Source organism: Trinickia symbiotica, assembly GCF_003028655.1.
GTDB lineage: Bacteria > Pseudomonadota > Gammaproteobacteria > Burkholderiales > Burkholderiaceae > Trinickia > Trinickia symbiotica_A.
The window spans coordinates 135,529-155,443 of sequence record NZ_PYUC01000004.1; the positions used below are offsets into that span (position 1 = coordinate 135,529).

The window sequence follows — 19,915 nt, forward strand, 5'->3', positions numbered from 1 at the left end:
CAACTCGCTTGCGCATCAGACCGGCGAGCGCATGCCCGATGCCGGAGCGATCACGAGGCGGGATGCCGGCATGGTCTGACATCGTTGGCTTCGTTTATCGAGACTGCGTTTCGCTGATCGAGCGCCGACTGGAAGGACGTACGTTGGACGCTACGCGGGATCGGCCTCGCCGGCGTCCCAGAGACTGCGCACGGGGCTCGATTCCGCGGGCGTGGCCAGGCCGAAGTGGCGATAGGCGGCGAGCGTGGCCACCCGGCCGCGCGGCGTACGCTGGAGGTAGCCTTGCTGGATCAGATACGGTTCGAGCACGTCTTCGATCGTATCGCGCTCCTCGCCGATCGCAGCGGCCAGGTTGTCGACCCCGACGGGACCTCCGTCGAATTTGTGCAGGATCGCCTCGAGCAGCTTGCGGTCCATCAGGTCGAAGCCGACCGGGTCGACATCGAGCATGGCGAGCGCCGCGTCGGCCACGCTTGCCGTGATGTTGCCGTCCGCCTTGACTTCGGCGAAGTCGCGCACCCGCCGCAGCAGCCGGTTCGCGATACGCGGCGTGCCGCGCGAGCGGCGCGCGATTTCGAGGGCGCCGTCACGGTGAATGTTCGCGCCGAGCAGCGCGGCCGAGCGCACGACGATGCGCGAGAGTTCCTCGGCGTTATAGAACTCGAGGCGGGCGACGATACCGAAGCGGTCGCGCAGCGGATTCGTCAGCATGCCGGCGCGCGTCGTTGCGCCGACGAGCGTGAAGGGCTGCAGGTCGAGCTTGACGCTGCGCGCGGCCGGCCCTTCGCCGATCATGATGTCGATCTGATAGTCCTCGAGCGCCGGATATAGGATCTCTTCGACGACGGGCGAGAGCCGATGGATTTCGTCGATGAAGAGGACGTCGTTCGCCTCGAGGTTCGTGAGCAGCGCCGCAAGGTCGCCGGCGCGCTCGAGCACGGGGCCCGACGTCTGCCGCAAATTGACGCCCATTTCGCGCGCGATGATGTGTGCGAGCGTCGTCTTGCCGAGGCCCGGTGGGCCGAACAGCAAGACATGGTCGAGTGCTTCGGAGCGGCGCTTGGCCGCCTCGATGAAGATTTCGAGCTGGCCGCGCACCTTTTCCTGGCCGACGTATTCGTCGAGCTGGCGCGGACGAAGCGCGCGCTCGAACGCTTCCTCGTGAGAGGACGCGGGCGTCGCGGAAATGATGCGCTCGGCGGCGAGCTTGTCGGTTTCGATCATGCGCGTCATTGTACCGCGCGCGCTCGATGCTCAAGCGGCAACGCTGGCCTGTCGGCTCTCGGCTGTCGCTTATCGTTGCGACGCGCAATCGTCGAAAGGGCGCTTACGCCTTCGACAACGCCTTCAGCGAAAGCTTGATGCCTTCGGACACGCCCGTGCCGGCCGGCACGTTCTTGATGGCCGCGAGCGCTTCCTTCTCGGAGTAGCCGAGCGCGAGCAGCGCGTTGAGGATATCGGTGGCGTGGTCCGACGGCGAGACTGCCGCGGCGCTCGCGCCCAGATCGGCGCCGAGCTTGCCTTTCAGTTCGAGCAAGAGCCGCTCGGCCGTTTTCTTGCCGATGCCGGGCACGCGCGTCAAGCGCGCCGCATCCTGCAGCGTCACGGTGTGGGCGAGTTCCGCCACGCTCATGCCCGAGAGCACCGCGAGCGCCATGCGCGCGCCGATCCCGCTGATCTTCAGCAGTTCGCGGAACGTCGTGCGCTCCTGCGCCGTGCCGAAGCCGTAGAGAAGGTGCGCGTCCTCGCGAACGATCAACTGCGTCAGCAGGACGATTCTTTCGCCGGTCGATGGGAGGTTGTAGAAAGTGCTCATCGGCACGTCGACCTCGTAGCCGACGCCGTTGCAGTCTACGAGCAAATGAGGGGGATTCTTTTCGAGCAGCGTGCCGGCGATGCGACCGATCATGGCGTATGCGAGTGAGGACGGGAAAGCGCGAGTTTAGCGCAAGGTGCTGCCTGTCGATTTTGCGGTGCGGGCTGGTTCCGCGTTGAAATGGAGGCGTTTGTGCAGAGAAGAACGCTTCTAGCCGACCAGCCGACCCCGTCGTACTCGCAAGCCTTTTTTTGCCAGGGCCGGCGCCATGCCACCCAGCGTGCCGAGTGCGCTTCCGCCGTGCGCGTGGCAGATCGCCATACCGAGTGCATCCGCCGCGTCAGTGCCTGGCAGTCCAGGCAAATTGAGGAGCCTCCCGACCATCTGCTGCATTTGTTCCTTCGTTGCTCGGCCGTAGCCGACGACGGCCTGCTTCAACTGCAGCGCTGTGTACTCGGCGACTGGGACCCCGCCGGCGACGAGGCCGCAGATGGCCGCGCCGCGCGCTTGGCCAAGCAGCAACGTCGATTGCGGATTGACGTTGACGAAGACTTTCTCGATCGCTGATTGATCGGGCGAGTGTTCTCGGATCAGCGTGGCGATGCCGTCGAAGATCGTGCCAAGCCGGGAAGGGAGGTCGCCGTCGGCGGTGCGGATGACACCGCTCGTCACGTAGGCGAGCCGCTGGCCCGTCTGTTCGATGACGCCGAAACCGGTTACGCGCAGGCCTGGATCGATGCCGAGAATTCTCATGCAAAGCAAGGGGGACGGAGTGCCTGCGATACTACAACGAACGGCGGCCGCCCGCGAGCGGATTGCTCGCGGGATGCGAGTCACACGCCGGCGGCCGCGCGGCGCTCATAGCCTGCTGCGCGCCTCGATCGTCCAAACATCGACGAGCGTTTCGCCTTCGACGACGTGATAGAAGCTATGCAGGTTGACGGTCGGATCGCCGTGCGACGTGATGCTCAATGCCGGAAATGCCGGACGCCCGTCATGATCATCGCGATCTTATGCTCATCGGCGGCGGCGATCACCTCATCGTCGCGCACCGAGCCGCCCGGATGGATCACGCAAGTCGCGCCCGCCGCGACGACGACATCAAGGCCGTCGCGGAACGGGAAGAATGCATCCGACGCCACGGCCGAGCCCTTCAACGACAGCCCCGCGTTCTCCGCCTTGATGCTCGCAATGCGCGCCGAATCGACGCGGCTCATCTGCCCCGCACCGACGCCCAATGTCATCCCCTTGCCGCAGAACACGATCGCATTCGATTTGACGAACTTCGCAACACGCCAGGCGAAGAGCAGATCGTCCATCTCCTGCGGCGTGGGATGCCGCTTCGTCACGACGCGAATCTCGCGCGGCGTCACGTTCTTCGCATCGGGCGACTGCACGAGCAGGCCGCCGCCCACGCGCTTGAAGTCGAACGGGTTCTGACCGGAGCCGAGAGGAATCTCCAGCAAGCGCACGTTCTGCTTCCCGGCAAAAACCGCCTTCGCGCCCTCGCTGAACGACGGTGCGATCAGCACTTCGACGAACTGCTTCGCGACGGCCGCCGCGGCCGCCTCGTCGAGCTCGCGGTTAAATGCGATGATGCCGCCGAACGCCGAAGTCGGATCGGTCTGGAACGCCTTCGAGTAAGCCTCGAGCGGATCGGCGCCGATCGCCACGCCGCACGGGTTCGCATGCTTGATGATCACGCAGGCCGTTGCCTCGAACGTCTTCACGCATTCCCAAGCCGCATCGGCATCGGCAATGTTGTTGTACGAAAGCTCTTTACCTTGCAACTGCCGGTAGGCGGCCAGCGCGCCAGCAGGCGCCGCGAGGTCGCGGTAGAACGCCGCGCTTTGATGCGGATTTTCGCCGTAGCGCAGGTCTTGCACCTTTGTGAACGCGAGATTGAGCGTATTCGGATACGTATTGCGCGAGTTGTGCTGCAGCGCTTCCGTCAGGCTCGTCAGATAGTTCGTAATCGCGCCATCGTATTGCGCCGTATGCGCGAAGACCTTCGTCGCAAGACGGAAGTTGGTCTTGTAGCTGACTTTGTTGTCGTTGGCGCGCATTTCTTCGAGCACGGTCGCGTAATCCGCCGGATCGACGATGACGGTGACGTCGCGATGGTTCTTGGCCGCGGAGCGCAGCATCGTCGGACCGCCGATATCGATGTTCTCGATGGCGTCTTCGAGCGTGCATTCGTCTTTCGAAACGGTCGCGACGAACGGATAGAGGTTCACGACGAGCAGATCGATCGTCGGGATGCCGTGCGTCTCGAGCGCGGCCATATGCTCGGGCAGGTCGCGGCGCGCGAGAATGCCGCCGTGCACCTTCGGATGCAGCGTCTTCACACGGCCGTCGAGCATTTCAGGAAACCCGGTGTAGTCGGCGACTTCGGTAACGGGCAGCCCCGCCTCGGCGAGGAGCTTGGCCGTCCCTCCCGTCGACAGGATCTTGACGCCGAGCGCCGAGAGCGATTGGGCGAACTCGACGATGCCGGATTTGTCGGAAACGGAAATGAGCGCTTGCTTGATCATGATGAGAACGAAGACCGAAAAGAATCGAGGGCGGCGCGCGACTACAGCAGACCGTGCTGTTGCAGCTTCTTGCGCAACGTGTTGCGGTTGATGCCGAGATAATCGGCGGCGAGCGACTGGTTGCCGCCTGCCTGCTCGAGCACCACCTCGAGCATCGGTTTTTCGACGCACGACATCACCATGTCATAAACGTCGTGCGGATTCGCGCCGTCGAGATCCTGGAAGTACATGCCCAGGCTGTCGCGGACGCATTGTTCGATGTTGTGCTTGCTCATGCTGCTAAGGGTTCGTTACGAGTCGGCTCGGTTTGCTCGAGCGTCTCATCTTCCACGTAGATGAGACGGTCCGACAAAGCCTGCTGCGCGTCGAAGAATTCGTTGACGGCAGCGAGCTGTTCGCGTGTGGTATCGAGCGTGTTCATCCGGTGCCGGAACGCGTTGGCGCCGGGAAGGCCGCGAGTGTACCAGCCGATGTGCTTGCGCGCAGTACGAACGCCCGTGAATTCACCGTAGAACGCGTAGTGATCCTCGAGATGCGCGTTCATCACCTCGCGGATCTCGGCGATGCGAGGCGGCGGCGGCAACTCCCCGTGCCGCAGGAAATGATCGATCTCGCGAAAGAGCCACGGGCGCCCCTGCGCCGCGCGGCCGATCATGATCGCGTCGGCGCCCGTCGCTTCGAGCACCGCGCGGGCCTTCATCGGCGAATCGATGTCGCCGTTCGCGACGACCGGAATGCGCGCGGCAGCCTTCACGGCCGCGATGGTCTCGTACTCGGCCTCGCCGTGATAAAGATCGGCCCGCGTGCGCCCGTGTACCGTCAGCATCGAAATGCCGGCGTTCTCGGCGATGCGCGCGATCGTGAGCGCGTTCTTGTTCGCCCGGTCCCAGCCCGTGCGAATCTTCAGCGTGACGGGCACGGCGTCAGGCCCCGCGCCGACGGCGCTCACCACCGCTTCGACGATGCGCGCGACGAGCGGCTCGTCTTGCAAGAGCGCCGAGCCCGCGGCGACGTTGCAGACCTTTTTCGCGGGGCAGCCCATGTTGATATCGATGATCTGCGCGCCGTTCGCGACGTTGTAGCGCGCGGCCTCAGCCATCATCGCGGGATCGGCGCCGGCGATCTGCACGGCGATCGGCTCGACTTCGCCCGCGTGATTGGCGCGCCGCATCGTCTTCTCGCTTTTCCAGAACTGGGCGTTCGAGGCGACCATCTCCGAGACGGCGTAGCCCGCGCCGAGCCGCTTGCAGAGCTGGCGAAACGGCCGGTCCGTGACGCCCGCCATCGGAGCGACGAACAGGTTGTTGCGCAGGACGTGGGACCCAAGCGTTGGCATGACGAAATGGCCGCGCGCGCTCGGGACGCACACGAGCGCGGCGGTCGATGAGGGAAACGACCATTTTACCGTTAACGAGGGCGCGGCCAAGTTGCAGCGCGGGAGAAACCGCGAGTGCGCGGACCGGCAATCAGCGCATCGGGCGGCACGCGGGCGCTATCGCCGCTGACCGAACATCATCTGGCGCGCGAGCGCCGTCTTGGCCGGCGGCACAAGCTCGAGCGCCGCGAGCGCAAGCCCGCGCAACCCCGAGAGCGGCCCCATATCGACTGTGAAAAGTCGCGCGAGCGCGTCGGTCGCGCCGATCGTGAGCCGTCTGTCGAGCGCGCGTGCGCGAGCGAAGTCCGCGAGCGCGCGAGGCGACGCGCCGTGTCGAGCGAGCGCGTCGGCCAGCGCGTGCGCGTCGCGCAGGCCGAGATTGAGTCCTTGCCCCGCGACCGGGTGCAGCGTCTGAGCGGCGTTGCCGATCGCCACGGTGCGGCCGCGCGCGAGTGTCTTCGCGGCCGCGAGGCCGAGCGGGAACGCGGCGCGTCCCTTGATCGCCTCGAAGCGGCCCATCCGGTCGCCGAAAGCGACGCCGAGCTCGGCGAGCAGCGCGTCGTCGGAAAGCGGCAGCCGGCGCTCCGCCTGCTCGGGCGCCATGCACCAGACCATCGCGTAGTCGGCCTGGCGCATGCCGCCCACGGGCAAGAGCGCGATCGGCCCTTCTGCTGTGAAGCGCTCCCAGGCCGTGTGCGGCTGGGGGGCCGATACCGTCACCGTGCCGACGAGGGCGGTCTGCCCGTAATCGCGGGTCGCTCCACTGCGGTTTTTTTCGCGGCTGACGGGCGTGCCCGCGCCGCCGATTGCGCGCGCGTCGCCATAAAGACCGCCCTCCGCATTCACGAGCACGCGCGTGCGCAACGTGTGCAACATCGGGTGGGGCCGGCCGCTTTCGATCGGCAGCGTGATCCAGTCGTCGCCCTGCTCGGCGTGCGGCGTCAACGCGCTCGCGGACGTGAGCCAGCGCGTGTGCGTGCGGCGCACCGTCTCTCCGAGCGCATCGACGATCGCGCCGTAGCGCGCCACATAGCCGAGCGCCGGCAGCCCGTGCTCGTCGCGCTCGATCAGCGTGCGGCCGAAGCGGCCGCGCTCGGAAACGTGGATGCGCTCGATCGCATGGGCGGTGGCGGGCCACGCGGAGAGCGGCTCGAGCAGCATGCGGCTGCCTTCGGAAACGGCGATCGCGCGCGGATCGGCAGCCGCGTCGGCGGGCTCCCGTGCATCGACGAGCGCGACGGTGAGCGCCGTGCTCGCGCTGCGCCGTGCGAGCCACGCGGCGAGCGCGAGGCCGACCGGGCCCGCGCCGACGATCGTCACGTCGAAATCTTCCACGGCCTTCGAGGGAGAGAGGGACGCGTTATCGCTCATCGCTCGGTGCTCACGTTATCCGGGTCTGTCGAAGAGAGTCCGCCATCGGCCGAAGATCCGGCGTCACGCCTCGTTCCGAGCGGTTTCGCCGTCGCGCATCAGCGCTTCGATTTCATCGGCGCGCACCGGTACGTCGCGCGTGATGAGTTCGCAGCCGGTCTCCGTCACGATCGCGTCGTCCTCGATCCGGATGCCGATGTTCCAGTAGCGCTCGGGTATGTCCTCCGCGGCGCGCACGTAAAGACCCGGCTCGATCGTGAGCGTCATCGACGGGCGCAGCGTTCGCCAGGGCAATGCGCCTTGGTCGTTCCGCTCGGCGTCGCGCTCGCGATAGTCGCCGCAGTCGTGCACGTCCATGCCGATCCAGTGCCCCGTCCGATGCATGTAAAAGCGCGCGTAGGCGCGCTCGGCGATCACATCGTCGACCGACGAGAACTTGTCGCGCGCAATGATGCCCGTATCGAGCAGTCCCTGCGCGAGCACGCGCACGGCCGCGTCGTGCGGGGCTTCGAAGTTCACGCCGGCGCGCGTCGCGTCGACGGCTGCCTGTTGCGCCGCGAGCACGATGTCGTAAAGCTCGCGTTGCGCGGGCGAGAACCGTCCGCTTGCCGGGAACGTGCGGGTGATGTCCGATGCGTAGCCGTCCAGCTCGCAGGCGGCGTCGATGAGCACGAGGTCGCCGTCGCGCAAGATGGCATTGCCGGCGGGATAGTGCAGCACGCAGGCGTTTGCGCCGGCGGCCACGATGGAGCCGTAAGCCGGCGATTGCGCGCCGCGGCGCCGGAAGGTGTAGAGCAATTCGGCCTCGAGCTCGTACTCGCGCATGCCGGGGCGACAGGTTGCCATCGCGCGCCGATGCGCCTCGGCCGAGATCCGCGCGGCGCGTCGCATCAGCGCCAGCTCGTGCTCGTCCTTGACGAGCCGCATATCGTCGAGAAGGGGCGTGATGTCGGCGAGCGTTGCGGGCGCGGCCACGCCGCTCCTGCTTTGCGCACGCACGGCGTCGAGCCAGCGTCGCACCTGCGAGTCGAGCTCGGCCGAGCGGCCGAACGCGTAGTGCAGCGCCGACGCATCGGCGATGAGGCGCGGCAGTTCGGCATCGACTTCATCGATCGGGAATGCGGCATCGAAGCCGAAGGCCTCGCGCGCCGCTTCAGGACCATAGTGGAAGCCTTCCCAGGTCTCGCGCTCGGCGTTCTTGGTCCGGCAGAACAAGATCGAAGCAGGTTCGCCGGCCCCGACATCGGCATCGGCGTCGAGCACGACGAGTGCCTGCGGCTCGGAAAAGCCTGTCAGGTAGTAAAAATAGCTGTCGTGGCGGTACGGATAGTCCGTGTCGCGATTGCGCGGGACTTCGGGGGCCGTCGGAACGACGGCGACGCCGCCGCCAGCCGCGCGCAACGCGGCCAACACGCGTTCGCGGCGCGCCCGATAGACGGCGATGGCGATGGAAGATTCGGCTGGCTCATTCATCGTTCGATTGTACCGCCCTATTCGAATGGCGCTCTCGCCGCGCGACCATCGACGAACAGCGGCGCGCCGGTCGCCGGCCGGCAACGGCCAGAGCTGGCCGGCGAACGACAAGTTGTTGCGTTGGGCCGACACCGACACGCGCGCAGCTGCCCGTAGGGCCGATATTATGGCGGGCATGTCCGCGGTTATGATCGTGGGCGACGGTATACTCTCGGTCGCACTCCAGAGAAAGCAGATGATCAAACTAATCGGTTCGCTCGCGAGTCCCTTCGTGCGCAAAGCGCGCATCGTGCTCGCAGAAAAGAAGATCGACTACCAGTTGGTGCTCGAAAACGTCTGGGCGCCGGATACGACCATTCATACGTTCAATCCGATCGGCAAGGTGCCATGCCTCGTCATGGAGGATGGAGAGGCCGTCTTCGATTCGCGCGTCATCTGCGAATACGTCGATACGCTTTCGCCCGTCGGCCGGCTGATTCCGCAATCGGGCCGCGAACGCGTCGAAGTGCGCTGCTGGGAAGCGCTTGCCGACGGTGTGCTCGAAGCGGCCGTGCTGATCCGGCTCGAATCGACGCTGCGCAGCGAGGGCGAGCGCAGCGAGAGCTGGGTCGCGCGGCAGCAGCGCAAGGTCGACGAGGGGCTCGACGCCATCTCGCAGGGGCTCGCCGGCAAGCCGTGGTGCTCGAACAACCACTTCACGCTGGCCGACGTGGCGGTAGGCTGCGCGCTCGGGTACCTCGATTTCCGCATGCCCGAGCTCAATTGGCGCGAGAAGCATTCGAATCTCGAAAAGCACTTCGCCAAGCTCTCGCAGCGACAGTCTTTCATCGATACGATTCCCGCCTGAGCACGCGGCTCGGGCGCTGCTCGTGCCGTGGCGCGCCCGATCGTGCCAGGCCGAGGTCTATCGCAAGGAGCGAGCATGCCCGATAGGACCGACGCGTCGTCTGCGCGCCCGAGCGCCGCGGGCCGGATTGGCGTCGCCCGGGCCGGGCGGCGGTCTTTGTCTTTGATAGGACCAAAGCGTCTGCTCGCCTGCGCAATCACGCTTGCACTAGCCGTCCTTTTTGCGTTCGGGTGGGAGCTCGCTTCGCGGCGCGGATGGGTCGATCCGTTCTTCGTCTCGCGCCCTTCGGCTCTCGCCTATCAGCTTTTCGACTGGTGGCACGGCGGCACGTCGAATGGGCCGCTCGCTGTCCATGTCGGCGTGACGCTCGCGGAAGCGGCGCTCGGCGTTGCGGCGGGATCGATTCTCGGCGCGGCTTGCGCTTTTTTGTTTCGGGCCGGTACGCTTCGCGGCGACGTCTTCGCGCTATTCGTATGGCTTTTGCGGCCCGCACCCGTCGTCGCGCTCGCAGCGGCGCTGGCGCTCGGGCTTGGCTTCGGGATAGCTGCGAGAGCGGCATTCGCCGCGATACTCGTCTTCCTCGTGGCATTTGCCGACGCACGCGCGAGCCGGCCCGCGTTCGAGACGTTGCGCTGGCGGTGCGGGCTCGCGCTCGCCGGTGCCGTACTCGGCGAATGCTTCGTCGCGCGCTCCGGGATCGGCTTTCTCATCGCGCGCGCGGCTCGGCAGTTCAACGCGGGCGGCGTCTATGCGGCGCTTGTCGTCCTCGTCGCCATTGGAGTCGTTGTCGACTTGCTCGCCGGTGCGCTCGAGCGCGCGTGGCGGCGGCGCGCCGCTCCTATCGAGGACGGAGCGCGTCCGCTCGACAATGAGCAGTCGACAGCGAGCGGGCGATCGAACCGATAGTGCGGCGAGGACGCCTAAGAAAGCGCCGGTGCGAGCGCCTTGGGTGCGAATGAATCGCTGCGTGCGATGGGCCACCACTTCTCATAGAGCGAATAGCGATAGTTGCCGTTGGCGAGGTCGTTCGGCTCGAGATACTTGAGCAGGTCCGACATCAGCCGTACCTCGTGGGACGACACGCGGCGGACGATGTGGTGCGCACGCAATTGCGACGGATGCTCGATACCCGCTGCCTGGACGAGCTCGAGCAGCGCATGGAGCGTGTTGCGGTGGAAGTGGTAGACACGATCCGCCTTGTCAGGCACGACGAGCGCGCGCTGACGCACCGGATCTTGCGTTGCGACTCCGGTCGGGCAGCGTCCCGTATGGCAGGTCTGCGCCTGGATGCAGCCGACGGCGAACATGAAGCCGCGCGCCGAGTTGACCCAGTCGGCGCCGATCGCGAGCGTGCGTGCGATATCGAAGGCCGTGATCATCTTGCCGCTTGCGCCGATGCGTACCCGATCGCGCAAGCCGATGCCGACGAGCGTGTTGTGCACGAGCAGGAGCCCTTCTTGCAGCGGCACGCCGATGTGATCGGTGAACTCGAGCGGCGCCGCGCCGGTGCCGCCTTCGGCGCCGTCGACGACGATGAAGTCCGGCACGATCCCGGTCTCGAGCATGGCCTTCGCGATGCCGAAGAACTCCCACGGGTGGCCGATGCAGAGCTTGAAGCCGGTCGGCTTGCCGCCCGACAGAGTTCGCAGACGCTCGACGAATTCGAGCAGTCCGCGCGGCGTCTTGAACTCACTGTGCGCGGCCGGTGAGACACAGTCGCGGCCCATCGGCACGCCGCGCGCTTCGGCGATCTCGGGTGTCACCTTCGCGGCCGGCAGCACGCCGCCGTGTCCGGGCTTCGCGCCCTGCGACAGTTTGATCTCGATCATCTTCACTTGCGGATCGCTTGCCTGCTTCGCGAACTTGTCGGGGTCGAAGCCGCCGTCGTCGCGGCGGCAGCCAAAATAGCCCGAAGCGATTTCCCAGATGATGTCGCCGCCATGCTCGCGGTGATATTTCGACAGTGAGCCTTCGCCCGTATCGTGCGCGAAGCCGCCTTTTTTCGCACCGAGATTGAGCGCGCGGATCGCATTGGCCGACAATGCGCCGAAGCTCATCGCCGAAACATTGAAGATCGACATCGAGTACGGCTGGGCGCGTTCCGGACCGACGACGATGCGAAAGTCGTGGCTATCGATCTTCGTCGGCGACAGCGAGTGACTGATCCATTCGTGTCCGACCGCGCGTACGTCGAGCTCCGTGCCGTAAGGCCGGCTATCGGGCTCGTTTTTCGCGCGCTGATAGACGATGCTGCGCTGGGCGCGCGAGAACGGCTTTTCCTCGGTATCGTCCTCGACGAAGTATTGGCGGATCTCCGGGCGGATGAACTCGAAAAAGAAGCGCAGGTGGCCCGCTATCGGATAGTTGCGCAGAATGCTGTGGCGTTGCTGCCTTAGATCGAACACGCCGAGCGCGATCAGCGCGAGCGGCACGAGCAACCACCACCACGAGATCCCATGCTTCGCGGCGAAAAAGGCGCATGCCGCGGCGAGCACAAGCGCGCACCAGACGGCGAAGTAGCGTCGAGAGAACATCGGGGGCTCCTGGGCGGCGGCAGCCGCTCGAAAGTCCGTGATTTTAATCGGGTCCGATGTCAGGTCGTTTGCAATTGAGCGGTAAGTCGATCTTTCGTGGTCTCGGCGGATGCGCTCGCTTTTTCGATAATGCCGCCCCCAAGGCAAACCTCGCCGTCGTACAGCACCGCCGATTGACCGGGCGTCACAGCCCATTGCGGGGCATCGAACGCGAGCGCGAATGCGGCGTCCGCGCTTGGCGCCGAGGTGTCGCCGCCGAAGGTGCAGGCGGTATCGGCCTGGCGATAGCGCGTCTTGGCCGCGAGCCGAGCGCCGCTCAGAGGTGCCTCGCCGGCAACCCAGCTCACGTTGCCGGCCACGAGCGTTTGCGAGAGCAGCCAGGGATGATCGTGGCCTTGCACGACGTAGAGCGTATTCGCGGCCATGTCCTTGCTGGCGACGAACCACGGCTCGCCGCTGCCCGTCTTGCTGCCGCCGAGGCCGATGCCCTTGCGCTGTCCGAACGTGTAGAACGCGAGCCCGATATGCTCGCCGACGATCGCCCCGTCGGGCGTCTTCATCGGTCCTGGGCGAGTCGGCAGATAGCGGTTGAGGAACTCGCGGAACGGCCGCTCGCCGATGAAGCAGATCCCTGTCGAGTCCTTCTTCTTCGCGTTGGGCAGGCCGATTTGCTCGGCGAGCGCGCGCACCTGAGTCTTCGGAATCTCGCCGAGCGGGAAGAGCGTTTTCGAAAGCTGCGCCTGGTTGAGCCGGTGCAAAAAGTACGATTGATCTTTCGTATGGTCTTTGGCCTTGAGCAGCTCGAAGCGGCCGTCGACTTCGCGCACGCGAGCGTAGTGCCCCGTCGCGATCGTTTCCGCGCCGAGCGACATCGCATGGTCGAGGAACGCCTTGAACTTGATTTCTGCGTTGCAGAGCACGTCCGGATTCGGCGTGCGGCCGGCCGAGTACTCGCGAAGGAACTCGGCGAAGACGCGGTCCTTGTACTCGGCCGCGAAGTTGACGGCCTCGACGTCGATGCCGATCAGGTCGGCGACGGAGACGACGTCGATCCAGTCCTGCCGGGTCGAGCAGTACTCGCTGTCGTCGTCGTCTTCCCAGTTCTTCATGAAGAGACCGACGACTTCATAACCGGCTTCCTTGAGAAGCCAGGCGGTCACCGACGAATCGACGCCGCCCGACATTCCCACTACGACTCTTTGCTTGCTCATTGATCTGCCTGGTGCTTGATGCCCGATGCCTGGATGGCCTTGCCGAGGGCCTCGCGTCCGGTCAGGACGGGCCGATCGGTACGGCGCGGCGTCACTGCGTGCTAGTACCCTGTCGGCCCGACCGAATGCGTATGCACGAAATCGAGCGGGAAACGTCGCCCTGCCAGGTAGTCCTCGAGCGAGCGCAGCACGAGCGGCGTGCGATGCCTCGAGCGGCAGGCGCGCAGCTCATCGGCCGTGAGCCAGAGTGTGCGAACGATGCCTTCGTCGAGCGTTCGTGCTTCGCTTTCCGCCGCGCTCGGCCCGCAAAACGTGAAACGCAGGTACGTCGCGCCGCCGCCGGGCTTCTCGATGTAGGTCATGTAGGCGCCGACGAGGGCCTCGGGCGCGAACGCATGGGCCGTTTCCTCGAGCGTCTCGCGCATGACCGCCTCGACGAGCGTTTCGCCGGCTTCGAGGTGTCCGGCCGGTTGGTTGATGCGCAATCCGTCGGCCGTTTCCTCCTCGACGACGAGAAAGCGGCCATCGCGTTCCACGACGGCCGCCACGGTCACATGAGGCGTCCAGCGTTCCTGTTTCATGGGTGCGTATTTTACCTTCTGCCAAAGAACCCTGCCCGAGGCGCCCGCTGGCGGGGAACGAGTTCGGCGAGCGGCCCTCCGGCCAGCATCCTCGGCGAGCGGCGATCCAAACCGAATTCGTTCGCGCCGCGCAACTTCGGTTAAAGTGACGCTTCAGCGCGCCTCGAGCGAGAGGCCGTCAGTCCGCCGGAACGGGCTGCGGCATGCGAATCGAGTGCGTTCGTACCGAATGAGTCGTGCAAGCCGTGTATCTCGAGATGAGCCGGCGCAGCATCGTCGGCCCGTCTTCAGTCTTCGCAGCACTTGAACAACGAGAAGGTGAGGAGGATTCCACGATGCATATCGGAGTGCCAGCCGAGACGCGCGCGCACGAAGCGCGCGTGGCCGCGACGCCCGAGACGATCAAGAAATACGTCGCGGCAGGGCATCGCGTCACGGTCGAGCGAGGGGCGGGCAGCGCCGCGAGCTTCACCGACGAGGCGTTCGCCGCCGCCGGTGCCGAGCTCGTCGATGCCGCGACGGCGTTCGGGGCCGACCTTGTCCTCAAAGTCCAATCGCCTGTCGATAGCGAGCTCGCGACGATGAAGCGCGGCGCGGTGCTCGTCGGCATGCTCGAACCGTTCAATACCGAGAACACCGCTCGTCTCGCCGCCGCCGGCGTCACGGCGTTCGCGCTCGAAGCCGCGCCGCGCACGACGCGCGCGCAAAGCCTCGACGTCCTTTCCTCGCAGGCGAACATCGCCGGCTATAAGGCGGTGCTGATCGCCGCCGATCTTTATCCGCGATTCATGCCGATGCTGATGACGGCCGCGGGCACGGTGAAGGCCGCGCGCGTGCTCGTGCTCGGCGCGGGCGTGGCGGGGCTGCAGGCGATCGCTACCGCGCGGCGGCTCGGTGCCGTCATCGAAGCGTCGGACGTGCGGCCGGCCGTGAAGGAGCAGATCGAATCGCTCGGGGGCAAGTTCATCGACGTTCCTTACGAGACGCAGGAAGAGCGCGAAGCCGCGGAGGGCGTGGGCGGCTATGCGCGGCCGATGCCGGCGAGCTGGCTCGCGCGCCAGTCGACGGCCGTGCATGAGCGCGCGAAGCAATCGGACATCGTCATCACGACGGCGCTGATTCCCGGGCGCGATGCGCCGACGTTGATTTCGGCCGAGACGGTCGAGGCAATGCGTCCCGGCTCCGTCATCGTCGATCTCGCGGCGGGCCGCGGGCCCGGGTTGCCTGGAGAGCCCGGCGTGCGCGGCGGCAACTGTCCGTTGACCGAGCCGGATCGGGTGGTCACGAAGCATGGCGTCACGATCGTCGGGCATACGAATCTGCCCGCGATGGTGGCGGCCGATGCGTCGTCGCTGTATGCGCGCAACCTGCTCGACTTCCTGAAGCTCATCGTGACGAAAGAGGGAGCGCTCAATATCGACATGGCGGACGACATCGTCGCGGCGACACTGTTGACCCGCGACGGCGCGCTTGCACGCAGCGCGTGATGCCCAGCGCGAACAAGGCTAAGGAGAAGCGACGATGGAAGTGATCAATCACACGGTCATCAATCTGATCATCTTCGTGCTGGCCGTCTATGTCGGCTATCACGTGGTCTGGAACGTCACGCCCGCGCTGCATACGCCGCTCATGGCCGTGACGAACGCGATCTCTGCGATCGTCATCGTAGGGGCGATGCTTGCCACGGGCTTGACCGTGGGCGGTCCCGGCAAGTTTTTCGGCACACTCGCGGTGCTGCTCGCCGCCGTCAACGTGTTCGGCGGCTTCCTGGTGACGCGCCGCATGCTCGAAATGTTCAAGAAGAAAGAGCCGAAGAAGCTAACGAAGGAGGGCGCATAAATGAGCATGAACGTCGTTACGCTCCTCTATCTGCTGGCGTCGATCTGCTTCATTCAGGCCTTGAAGGGGCTGTCGAATCCGAAGAGTGCGCGCGCGGGCAACGTCTTCGGCATGGTGGGGATGGCGATCGCGATCCTCACGACGGTGGCGCTCATCGTCAAGCAGGCGGCGCTCTTCGGCTCGAATCTCGGGCTGGGGCTCGGGCTGCTCTTTGCGGCGCTCGTCGTCGGCGGGGCGATCGGCGCGTTCGTCGCCGCGCGCGTCGAGATGACGAAGATGCCCGAGCTCGTCGCGGCGATGCACTCGCTGATCGGTTTGGCAGCCGTGGCGATTGCCTACGCCGTCGTCTACGAGCCGGCCGCGTTCGGGCTCGTGCCGCCCGACGCGCCCTACGCGGGCTTTCTGCCGTACGGCAACCGGATCGAGCTCTTCATCGGCACGTTCGTCGGCGCCATCACGTTCTCGGGTTCGGTCATCGCGTTCGGCAAGCTCTCGGGCAAGTACAAGTTCCGCCTCTTTCAAGGCGCGCCTGTCGTCTACCCCGGGCAGCATCTGCTGAACCTGATGCTCGCGCTCGGCATGCTCGGCTTCGGCATCATCTTCTTTCTCACGCAGTCGTGGTTGCCGTTCATCATCATGACGCTCATCGCGTTTGCGTTGGGCGTGCTCATCATCATTCCGATCGGCGGCGCGGATATGCCCGTCGTCGTTTCGATGCTGAACTCGTACTCCGGATGGGCGGCGGCCGGCATCGGCTTTTCGCTGAACAACGCGATGCTGATCGTGGCGGGCTCGCTCGTCGGCTCATCGGGCGCGATCCTCTCGTACATCATGTGCCATGCGATGAACCGGTCGTTCTTCAACGTGCTGCTGGGCGGCTTCGGAGCCGAGCCGGGGGCGACGGCCACGGGCGGCGGCGAGCAGCGGCCCGTCAAATCGGGTTCGGCCGAAGACGCCGCGTTCATGCTCGGCAATGCCGAGACGATCGTCATCGTGCCCGGCTACGGGCTCGCGGTGGCGCGCGCTCAGCATGCGCTGAAAGAGTTGACGGACAAGCTCGTGGAGAAGGGCGTCGACGTGCGCTATGCGATTCACCCCGTGGCGGGCCGCATGCCGGGTCATATGAACGTGCTGCTCGCCGAAGCGGAGGTGCCGTACGACCTCGTCTTCGAGATGGAAGACATCAATAACGAGTTCGGGCAGACCGACGTCGTGCTCGTGCTCGGCGCGAACGACGTGGTGAACCCCGCCGCGAAGAACGATCCGAAATCGCCGATCGCCGGCATGCCGATCATCGAGGCCTACAAGGCGCGCACGGTGATCGTCAACAAACGGTCGATGGCGGCCGGCTATGCGGGGCTCGACAACGACCTCTTCTACATGGACAAGACGATGATGGTCTTCGGCGATGCGAAGAAGGTCATCGAGGATATGGTGAAGTCGGTGGAGTGAGGGGGGGCGCGGCCGCCGGATAGGCGGAGTGCTCGAGCGGCTAAGCCGACGGCGTCTCTACACGCCTCATATAGTCGGCGAGCCGTCGCCCCTCCATGTCGGGAAACGGCTCTTGCGGCGTCACCTCGGTCATGCGGGAGATGTCGAAGTTGCGGAAGTCCGAGCGCAGCTCGCACCATGCCCCGACCGTCCATTGTCCGCCCCAGTAGACGAGGCTGAGCGGCCAGATGCGCCGCTGAGTCCGTGCGCCTTTCTTGTCCTCGTAAGACATGCTGACGACGTGGTGCCTGTCCACGGCGCGATGCAGCGCATCGATGTTTTCGGAAAACTGCCGGTTCACGCGATAGGAAGGCGCGAATACCGCAAGGCGCTCGATCGTCGCCCGCTTGTCGGCCGGCATGGCCGACGCGATTTTCGCGAGCGCGCTTCTCGCGCCGCTCGCCAGTCCAGTGCCGCCCCACGTCTCGATCATGCGCGCACCGGCCGCGAGGGCGGCCAGCTCATCGGCCGTGAACATCAGCGGCGGCAGGCTCGCCGAGCGGCTCAGCCGGTAGCCGATGCCGGCCTCGCCCTCGATCGGCACGCCCGATAGCTGCAAGTCGCGTACGTCCCGGTAGACGGTACGCGGCGAAACGCTGAGCCACTCGGCGAGTTGCTGCGCAGTCGTCAAGCGACGGCCGCGCAACAGCTCGGCGATTTGAAATAGACGATCGGCGCGGCGGCTCATGGCAGTCGGGTGATCAGCGCAGTGTCGTCGAGTGGAGTCCCACCCTGTTGCCCTCGCTGTCGAAGAAGAAGCCAATATAGCCGTAATTGTTCGGCAGCTCCACCAGCGAGCCAACTTGCTTGCCGCCCGCTTTCGCGACGCGATTCAGCGCGGCTTGGACCGACGGCTCCGCATTCAGGTAGACGAGCACGCCCGCGTTGTTTTCGGCCGGGCGCATCTGGCCGGGGTTATGGACGATGCAGCCGCCCGTTGCGTCATCGCCGTGCGCGAAGAGTGCCATCGGCACACCGCCGATGACCTCGCGCGGCAAGTCCGCGTCGAGAACGGCTTCGTAGAAACGAACGGCACGCTCGAAATCGATGGCCGGGATTTCGAACCAATTGATCACGCGCGCGGCAGTAGCGGTAGCAGTAGCAGCAGTCATGGCAGTCTCCATTGAGAGCGGCAGGTGCCGCAAGGTCAACGTTCGCGCGCCGAACGGCAGGCTGGCGCAGCGAAGTGAGACGGATTTTGAGACAGCGCTGCTGACACCGTTCTGTCAGCAGGATGTCCGCCGCGGCGATGGCGTCGGCAGGCGGACGGGCCGCGTCATTTTGCCGTTTGTCAGGACTGCTTGAGACCGCGTGATCGTCGCCCGCCCGTCGCCGTGATGAAGAAGGCGCGGGAGCGCTTCGCACCTGAGGCGGGTGGATTCGGTGGGTGGCTCGCTCAGCGTTTCGCCGGCTTGTCGTCCGCCTTGTCGTCCGCGTTGTCGGCGCGCGCAGCCTTCACACTGCCCGCGACAAGGTCGAAGCGAAAAAGCCGGCATTCGAGCGCACCGTTGAAAAGCGGCGTTTTGGTCGACTCGCGCAACCTCATCTGGCCCGGCAGTTTGCGATCGGCCGTCAGCACGAAGGCACGCCAGCCGGCGAAGCGCTGCTTGAGGGCGTCGCCGAACGCGTGAAAGAACTCCGCGTCCGGGGCGTCGGGTTGCGCGCGCCTGAATCCTTCGTCCGCGTCGCGCTCGCGTTCGCGCGTCTCCCCGCGCGGACCGCGCCCGCGCACGGCGATGCGCTCGCCATAAGGCGGATTCGCGACGATGATGCCGGGCATCGCGGAGGGCGGCGTGATGGCGCGTGCGTCGAGTTGCTTCAGAGGAAGCGGCGGCAGGCCCGCGCGCTCGAGGTTCGCGCGCGCCTTGATGAGCATGTCGCCTGAAATGTCGCTGCCGAAGAGGAGCAGGTCGTCGGGACGCGAAGCGCGCGCGGCGCGTTTTGCATCGATCGCGGCGACTTTCAGCGTCTGCCATGCCGTGATGTCGTACTGCTTCAGCTTCTCGAAGCCAAAACGGCGCTCGACGCCCGGCGCGATACCGAGCGCCACTTGCGCGGCCTCGGCGAGGAAAGTGCCGCTGCCGCACATCGGATCGTAAAGCGGCGTGCCGGGCGCCCAGCCGGTCTGACGCAGGATGCCGGCCGCGAGGTTCTCGCGCAATGGCGCCGCGCCTTTATCGAGGCGCCAACCGCGCTTGAAGAGCGGTTCGCCCGAAGTATCGAGATAGAGCGTGCACTCGCTTGCCGTGAGGAAGGCGAAGACGCGCACGTCCGGTTGCGCGGTATCGACACTCGGCCGCGCGCCGCTCACGCTGCGCAGACGATCGCAGACCGCATCCTTCACGCGCAGCGTCGCGAATTCGAGGCTGCGCAGCGGCGACTTGATGGCGGTCAGATCGACGCGCAGCGTTTCGCTCGCCGAAAACCATTTCTCCCATTGCTGCTCGGCCGCCAACGCGTAGATGTCCTGCTCGTTGCGATAGGGTCGCTCGGCGATTTTCAGCAGCACGCGGCTTGCAATGCGCGAATGGAGATTGGCGGCCATTCCGGCCGCCCAGCCGCCGCGGAAGTGGACGCCGCCCGGCACCTGCGCGCCCTGCTCGAGGGGCGGCGTGCCAGCTCCTGTGAGATGGCGGGCGCCGATCTCGGCCAGCTCGGCGGCAAGTGCCGCTTCGAGACCGCGCGGGCAGGGAGCGAAGAAATCGAACGGCATGGGGGATGACATAAAGCGGCGGCCTGCGTGCAAAGCCGTCATTGTACGCGGGTCGGTCGTCCGCACCCGAGGCGAGCGGCGCGCCAGCCCTGTCGGTTGAAGCCGCTGGCGCCGGCGGTCAGCGCAGCCG

18 protein-coding genes and 1 pseudogene are annotated in these 19,915 nt (G+C 65.9%); 5 read left to right on the forward strand and 14 right to left on the reverse strand.

The genetic code is table 11. The annotated features are described in order from the left end of the window. Positions 1-150: 150 nt before the first annotated feature. From ruvB to C9I57_RS09120, 8 genes are all read right to left on the reverse strand, one after another. Positions 151-1,224 (reverse strand): Holliday junction branch migration DNA helicase RuvB, encoded by a 1,074-nt coding sequence (ruvB, locus tag C9I57_RS09085; protein ID WP_107150599.1) that lies wholly within the window; start codon positions 1,222-1,224, stop codon positions 151-153. 103 nt (positions 1,225-1,327) lie between these two features. Then, positions 1,328-1,909, reverse strand: a complete 582-nt coding sequence (gene ruvA / locus C9I57_RS09090) for a Holliday junction branch migration protein RuvA (RefSeq protein ID WP_107150304.1) — start codon at positions 1,907-1,909, stop codon at positions 1,328-1,330. A gap of 117 nt (positions 1,910-2,026) precedes the next feature. Further along, on the reverse strand, positions 2,027-2,569 hold the full coding sequence (ruvC, locus tag C9I57_RS09095) for a crossover junction endodeoxyribonuclease RuvC (RefSeq protein ID WP_107150305.1): 543 nt from the start codon (positions 2,567-2,569) through the stop codon (positions 2,027-2,029). Positions 2,570-2,784: 215 nt separating this feature from the next. Beyond that, entirely contained in the window at positions 2,785-4,350 is a 1,566-nt protein-coding gene (purH, locus tag C9I57_RS09100) for a bifunctional phosphoribosylaminoimidazolecarboxamide formyltransferase/IMP cyclohydrolase (protein WP_107150306.1), read from the reverse strand. A gap of 41 nt (positions 4,351-4,391) precedes the next feature. After that, on the reverse strand, positions 4,392-4,625 hold the full coding sequence (locus C9I57_RS09105) for a Fis family transcriptional regulator (RefSeq protein WP_018439942.1): 234 nt from the start codon (positions 4,623-4,625) through the stop codon (positions 4,392-4,394). Further along, positions 4,622-5,686, reverse strand: a complete 1,065-nt coding sequence (dusB, locus tag C9I57_RS09110) for a tRNA dihydrouridine synthase DusB (protein ID WP_107150600.1) — start codon at positions 5,684-5,686, stop codon at positions 4,622-4,624. The genes C9I57_RS09105 and dusB overlap by 4 nt, the downstream gene beginning before the upstream one ends. A 156-nt stretch (positions 5,687-5,842) precedes the next feature. Then, positions 5,843-7,096, reverse strand: coding sequence for a UbiH/UbiF/VisC/COQ6 family ubiquinone biosynthesis hydroxylase (locus tag C9I57_RS09115; protein WP_107150307.1), 1,254 nt, complete (start codon positions 7,094-7,096; stop codon positions 5,843-5,845). A 63-nt stretch (positions 7,097-7,159) separates the two neighbouring features. Further along, positions 7,160-8,569: an aminopeptidase P N-terminal domain-containing protein gene (locus C9I57_RS09120; RefSeq protein WP_107150308.1), complete on the reverse strand. Its 1,410-nt coding sequence runs from the start codon at positions 8,567-8,569 to the stop codon at positions 7,160-7,162. A gap of 235 nt (positions 8,570-8,804) precedes the next feature. On the opposite strand from C9I57_RS09120, the gene C9I57_RS09125 reads away from it, so the two are divergent. Continuing rightward, positions 8,805-9,416, forward strand: a complete 612-nt coding sequence (locus C9I57_RS09125; protein WP_107150601.1) for a glutathione S-transferase family protein — start codon at positions 8,805-8,807, stop codon at positions 9,414-9,416. Positions 9,417-9,491: 75 nt separating this feature from the next. Continuing rightward, complete coding sequence (locus tag C9I57_RS09130; protein ID WP_107150309.1) at positions 9,492-10,322, forward strand: ABC transporter permease subunit; 831 nt, start codon at positions 9,492-9,494, stop codon at positions 10,320-10,322. 14 nt (positions 10,323-10,336) lie between these two features. Here C9I57_RS09130 and C9I57_RS09135 read toward each other — a convergent pair whose 3' ends face one another. From C9I57_RS09135 to C9I57_RS09145, 3 genes are all read right to left on the reverse strand, one after another. Continuing rightward, complete coding sequence (locus tag C9I57_RS09135) at positions 10,337-11,950, reverse strand: FMN-binding glutamate synthase family protein (protein WP_107150310.1); 1,614 nt, start codon at positions 11,948-11,950, stop codon at positions 10,337-10,339. Between the two features lie 59 nt (positions 11,951-12,009). Further along, positions 12,010-13,161 (reverse strand): tRNA 2-thiouridine(34) synthase MnmA, encoded by a 1,152-nt coding sequence (gene mnmA / locus C9I57_RS09140; protein WP_107150311.1) that lies wholly within the window; start codon positions 13,159-13,161, stop codon positions 12,010-12,012. 101 nt (positions 13,162-13,262) lie between these two features. Beyond that, positions 13,263-13,742, reverse strand: a complete 480-nt coding sequence (locus C9I57_RS09145) for an NUDIX hydrolase (RefSeq protein ID WP_107150312.1) — start codon at positions 13,740-13,742, stop codon at positions 13,263-13,265. A gap of 335 nt (positions 13,743-14,077) precedes the next feature. On the opposite strand from C9I57_RS09145, the gene C9I57_RS09150 reads away from it, so the two are divergent. From C9I57_RS09150 to C9I57_RS09160, 3 genes are read left to right on the forward strand one after another with little or no spacing between them, the layout of a single operon-like run. Then, positions 14,078-15,229, forward strand: a complete 1,152-nt coding sequence (locus C9I57_RS09150; RefSeq protein WP_107150602.1) for a Re/Si-specific NAD(P)(+) transhydrogenase subunit alpha — start codon at positions 14,078-14,080, stop codon at positions 15,227-15,229. 34 nt (positions 15,230-15,263) lie between these two features. After that, a complete protein-coding gene (locus tag C9I57_RS09155; protein ID WP_107150313.1) occupies positions 15,264-15,581 on the forward strand; it encodes a proton-translocating transhydrogenase family protein in 318 nt (105 codons plus the stop codon). Next, the gene (locus C9I57_RS09160) at positions 15,582-17,033 is read left to right on the forward strand and encodes an NAD(P)(+) transhydrogenase (Re/Si-specific) subunit beta (RefSeq protein ID WP_107150314.1); all 1,452 of its coding nucleotides are present in this window, start codon (positions 15,582-15,584) and stop codon (positions 17,031-17,033) included. Positions 17,034-17,073: 40 nt separating this feature from the next. On the opposite strand, the pseudogene C9I57_RS09165 reads toward C9I57_RS09160, so the two are convergent. The 3 genes and pseudogenes from C9I57_RS09165 to C9I57_RS09180 all read right to left on the reverse strand — a co-directional run. After that, positions 17,074-17,763 (reverse strand): annotated as a pseudogene (locus C9I57_RS09165) (helix-turn-helix transcriptional regulator); the annotation flags it as partial. 10 nt (positions 17,764-17,773) lie between these two features. Next, positions 17,774-18,184 carry a VOC family protein gene (locus tag C9I57_RS09170; protein WP_107150316.1) on the reverse strand — a complete coding sequence of 137 codons (411 nt, stop codon included), beginning with the start codon at positions 18,182-18,184 and terminating at the stop codon, positions 17,774-17,776. A gap of 284 nt (positions 18,185-18,468) precedes the next feature. Next, entirely contained in the window at positions 18,469-19,797 is a 1,329-nt protein-coding gene (locus C9I57_RS09180; protein WP_107150603.1) for a THUMP domain-containing class I SAM-dependent RNA methyltransferase, read from the reverse strand. Positions 19,798-19,915: the final 118 nt, after the last annotated feature.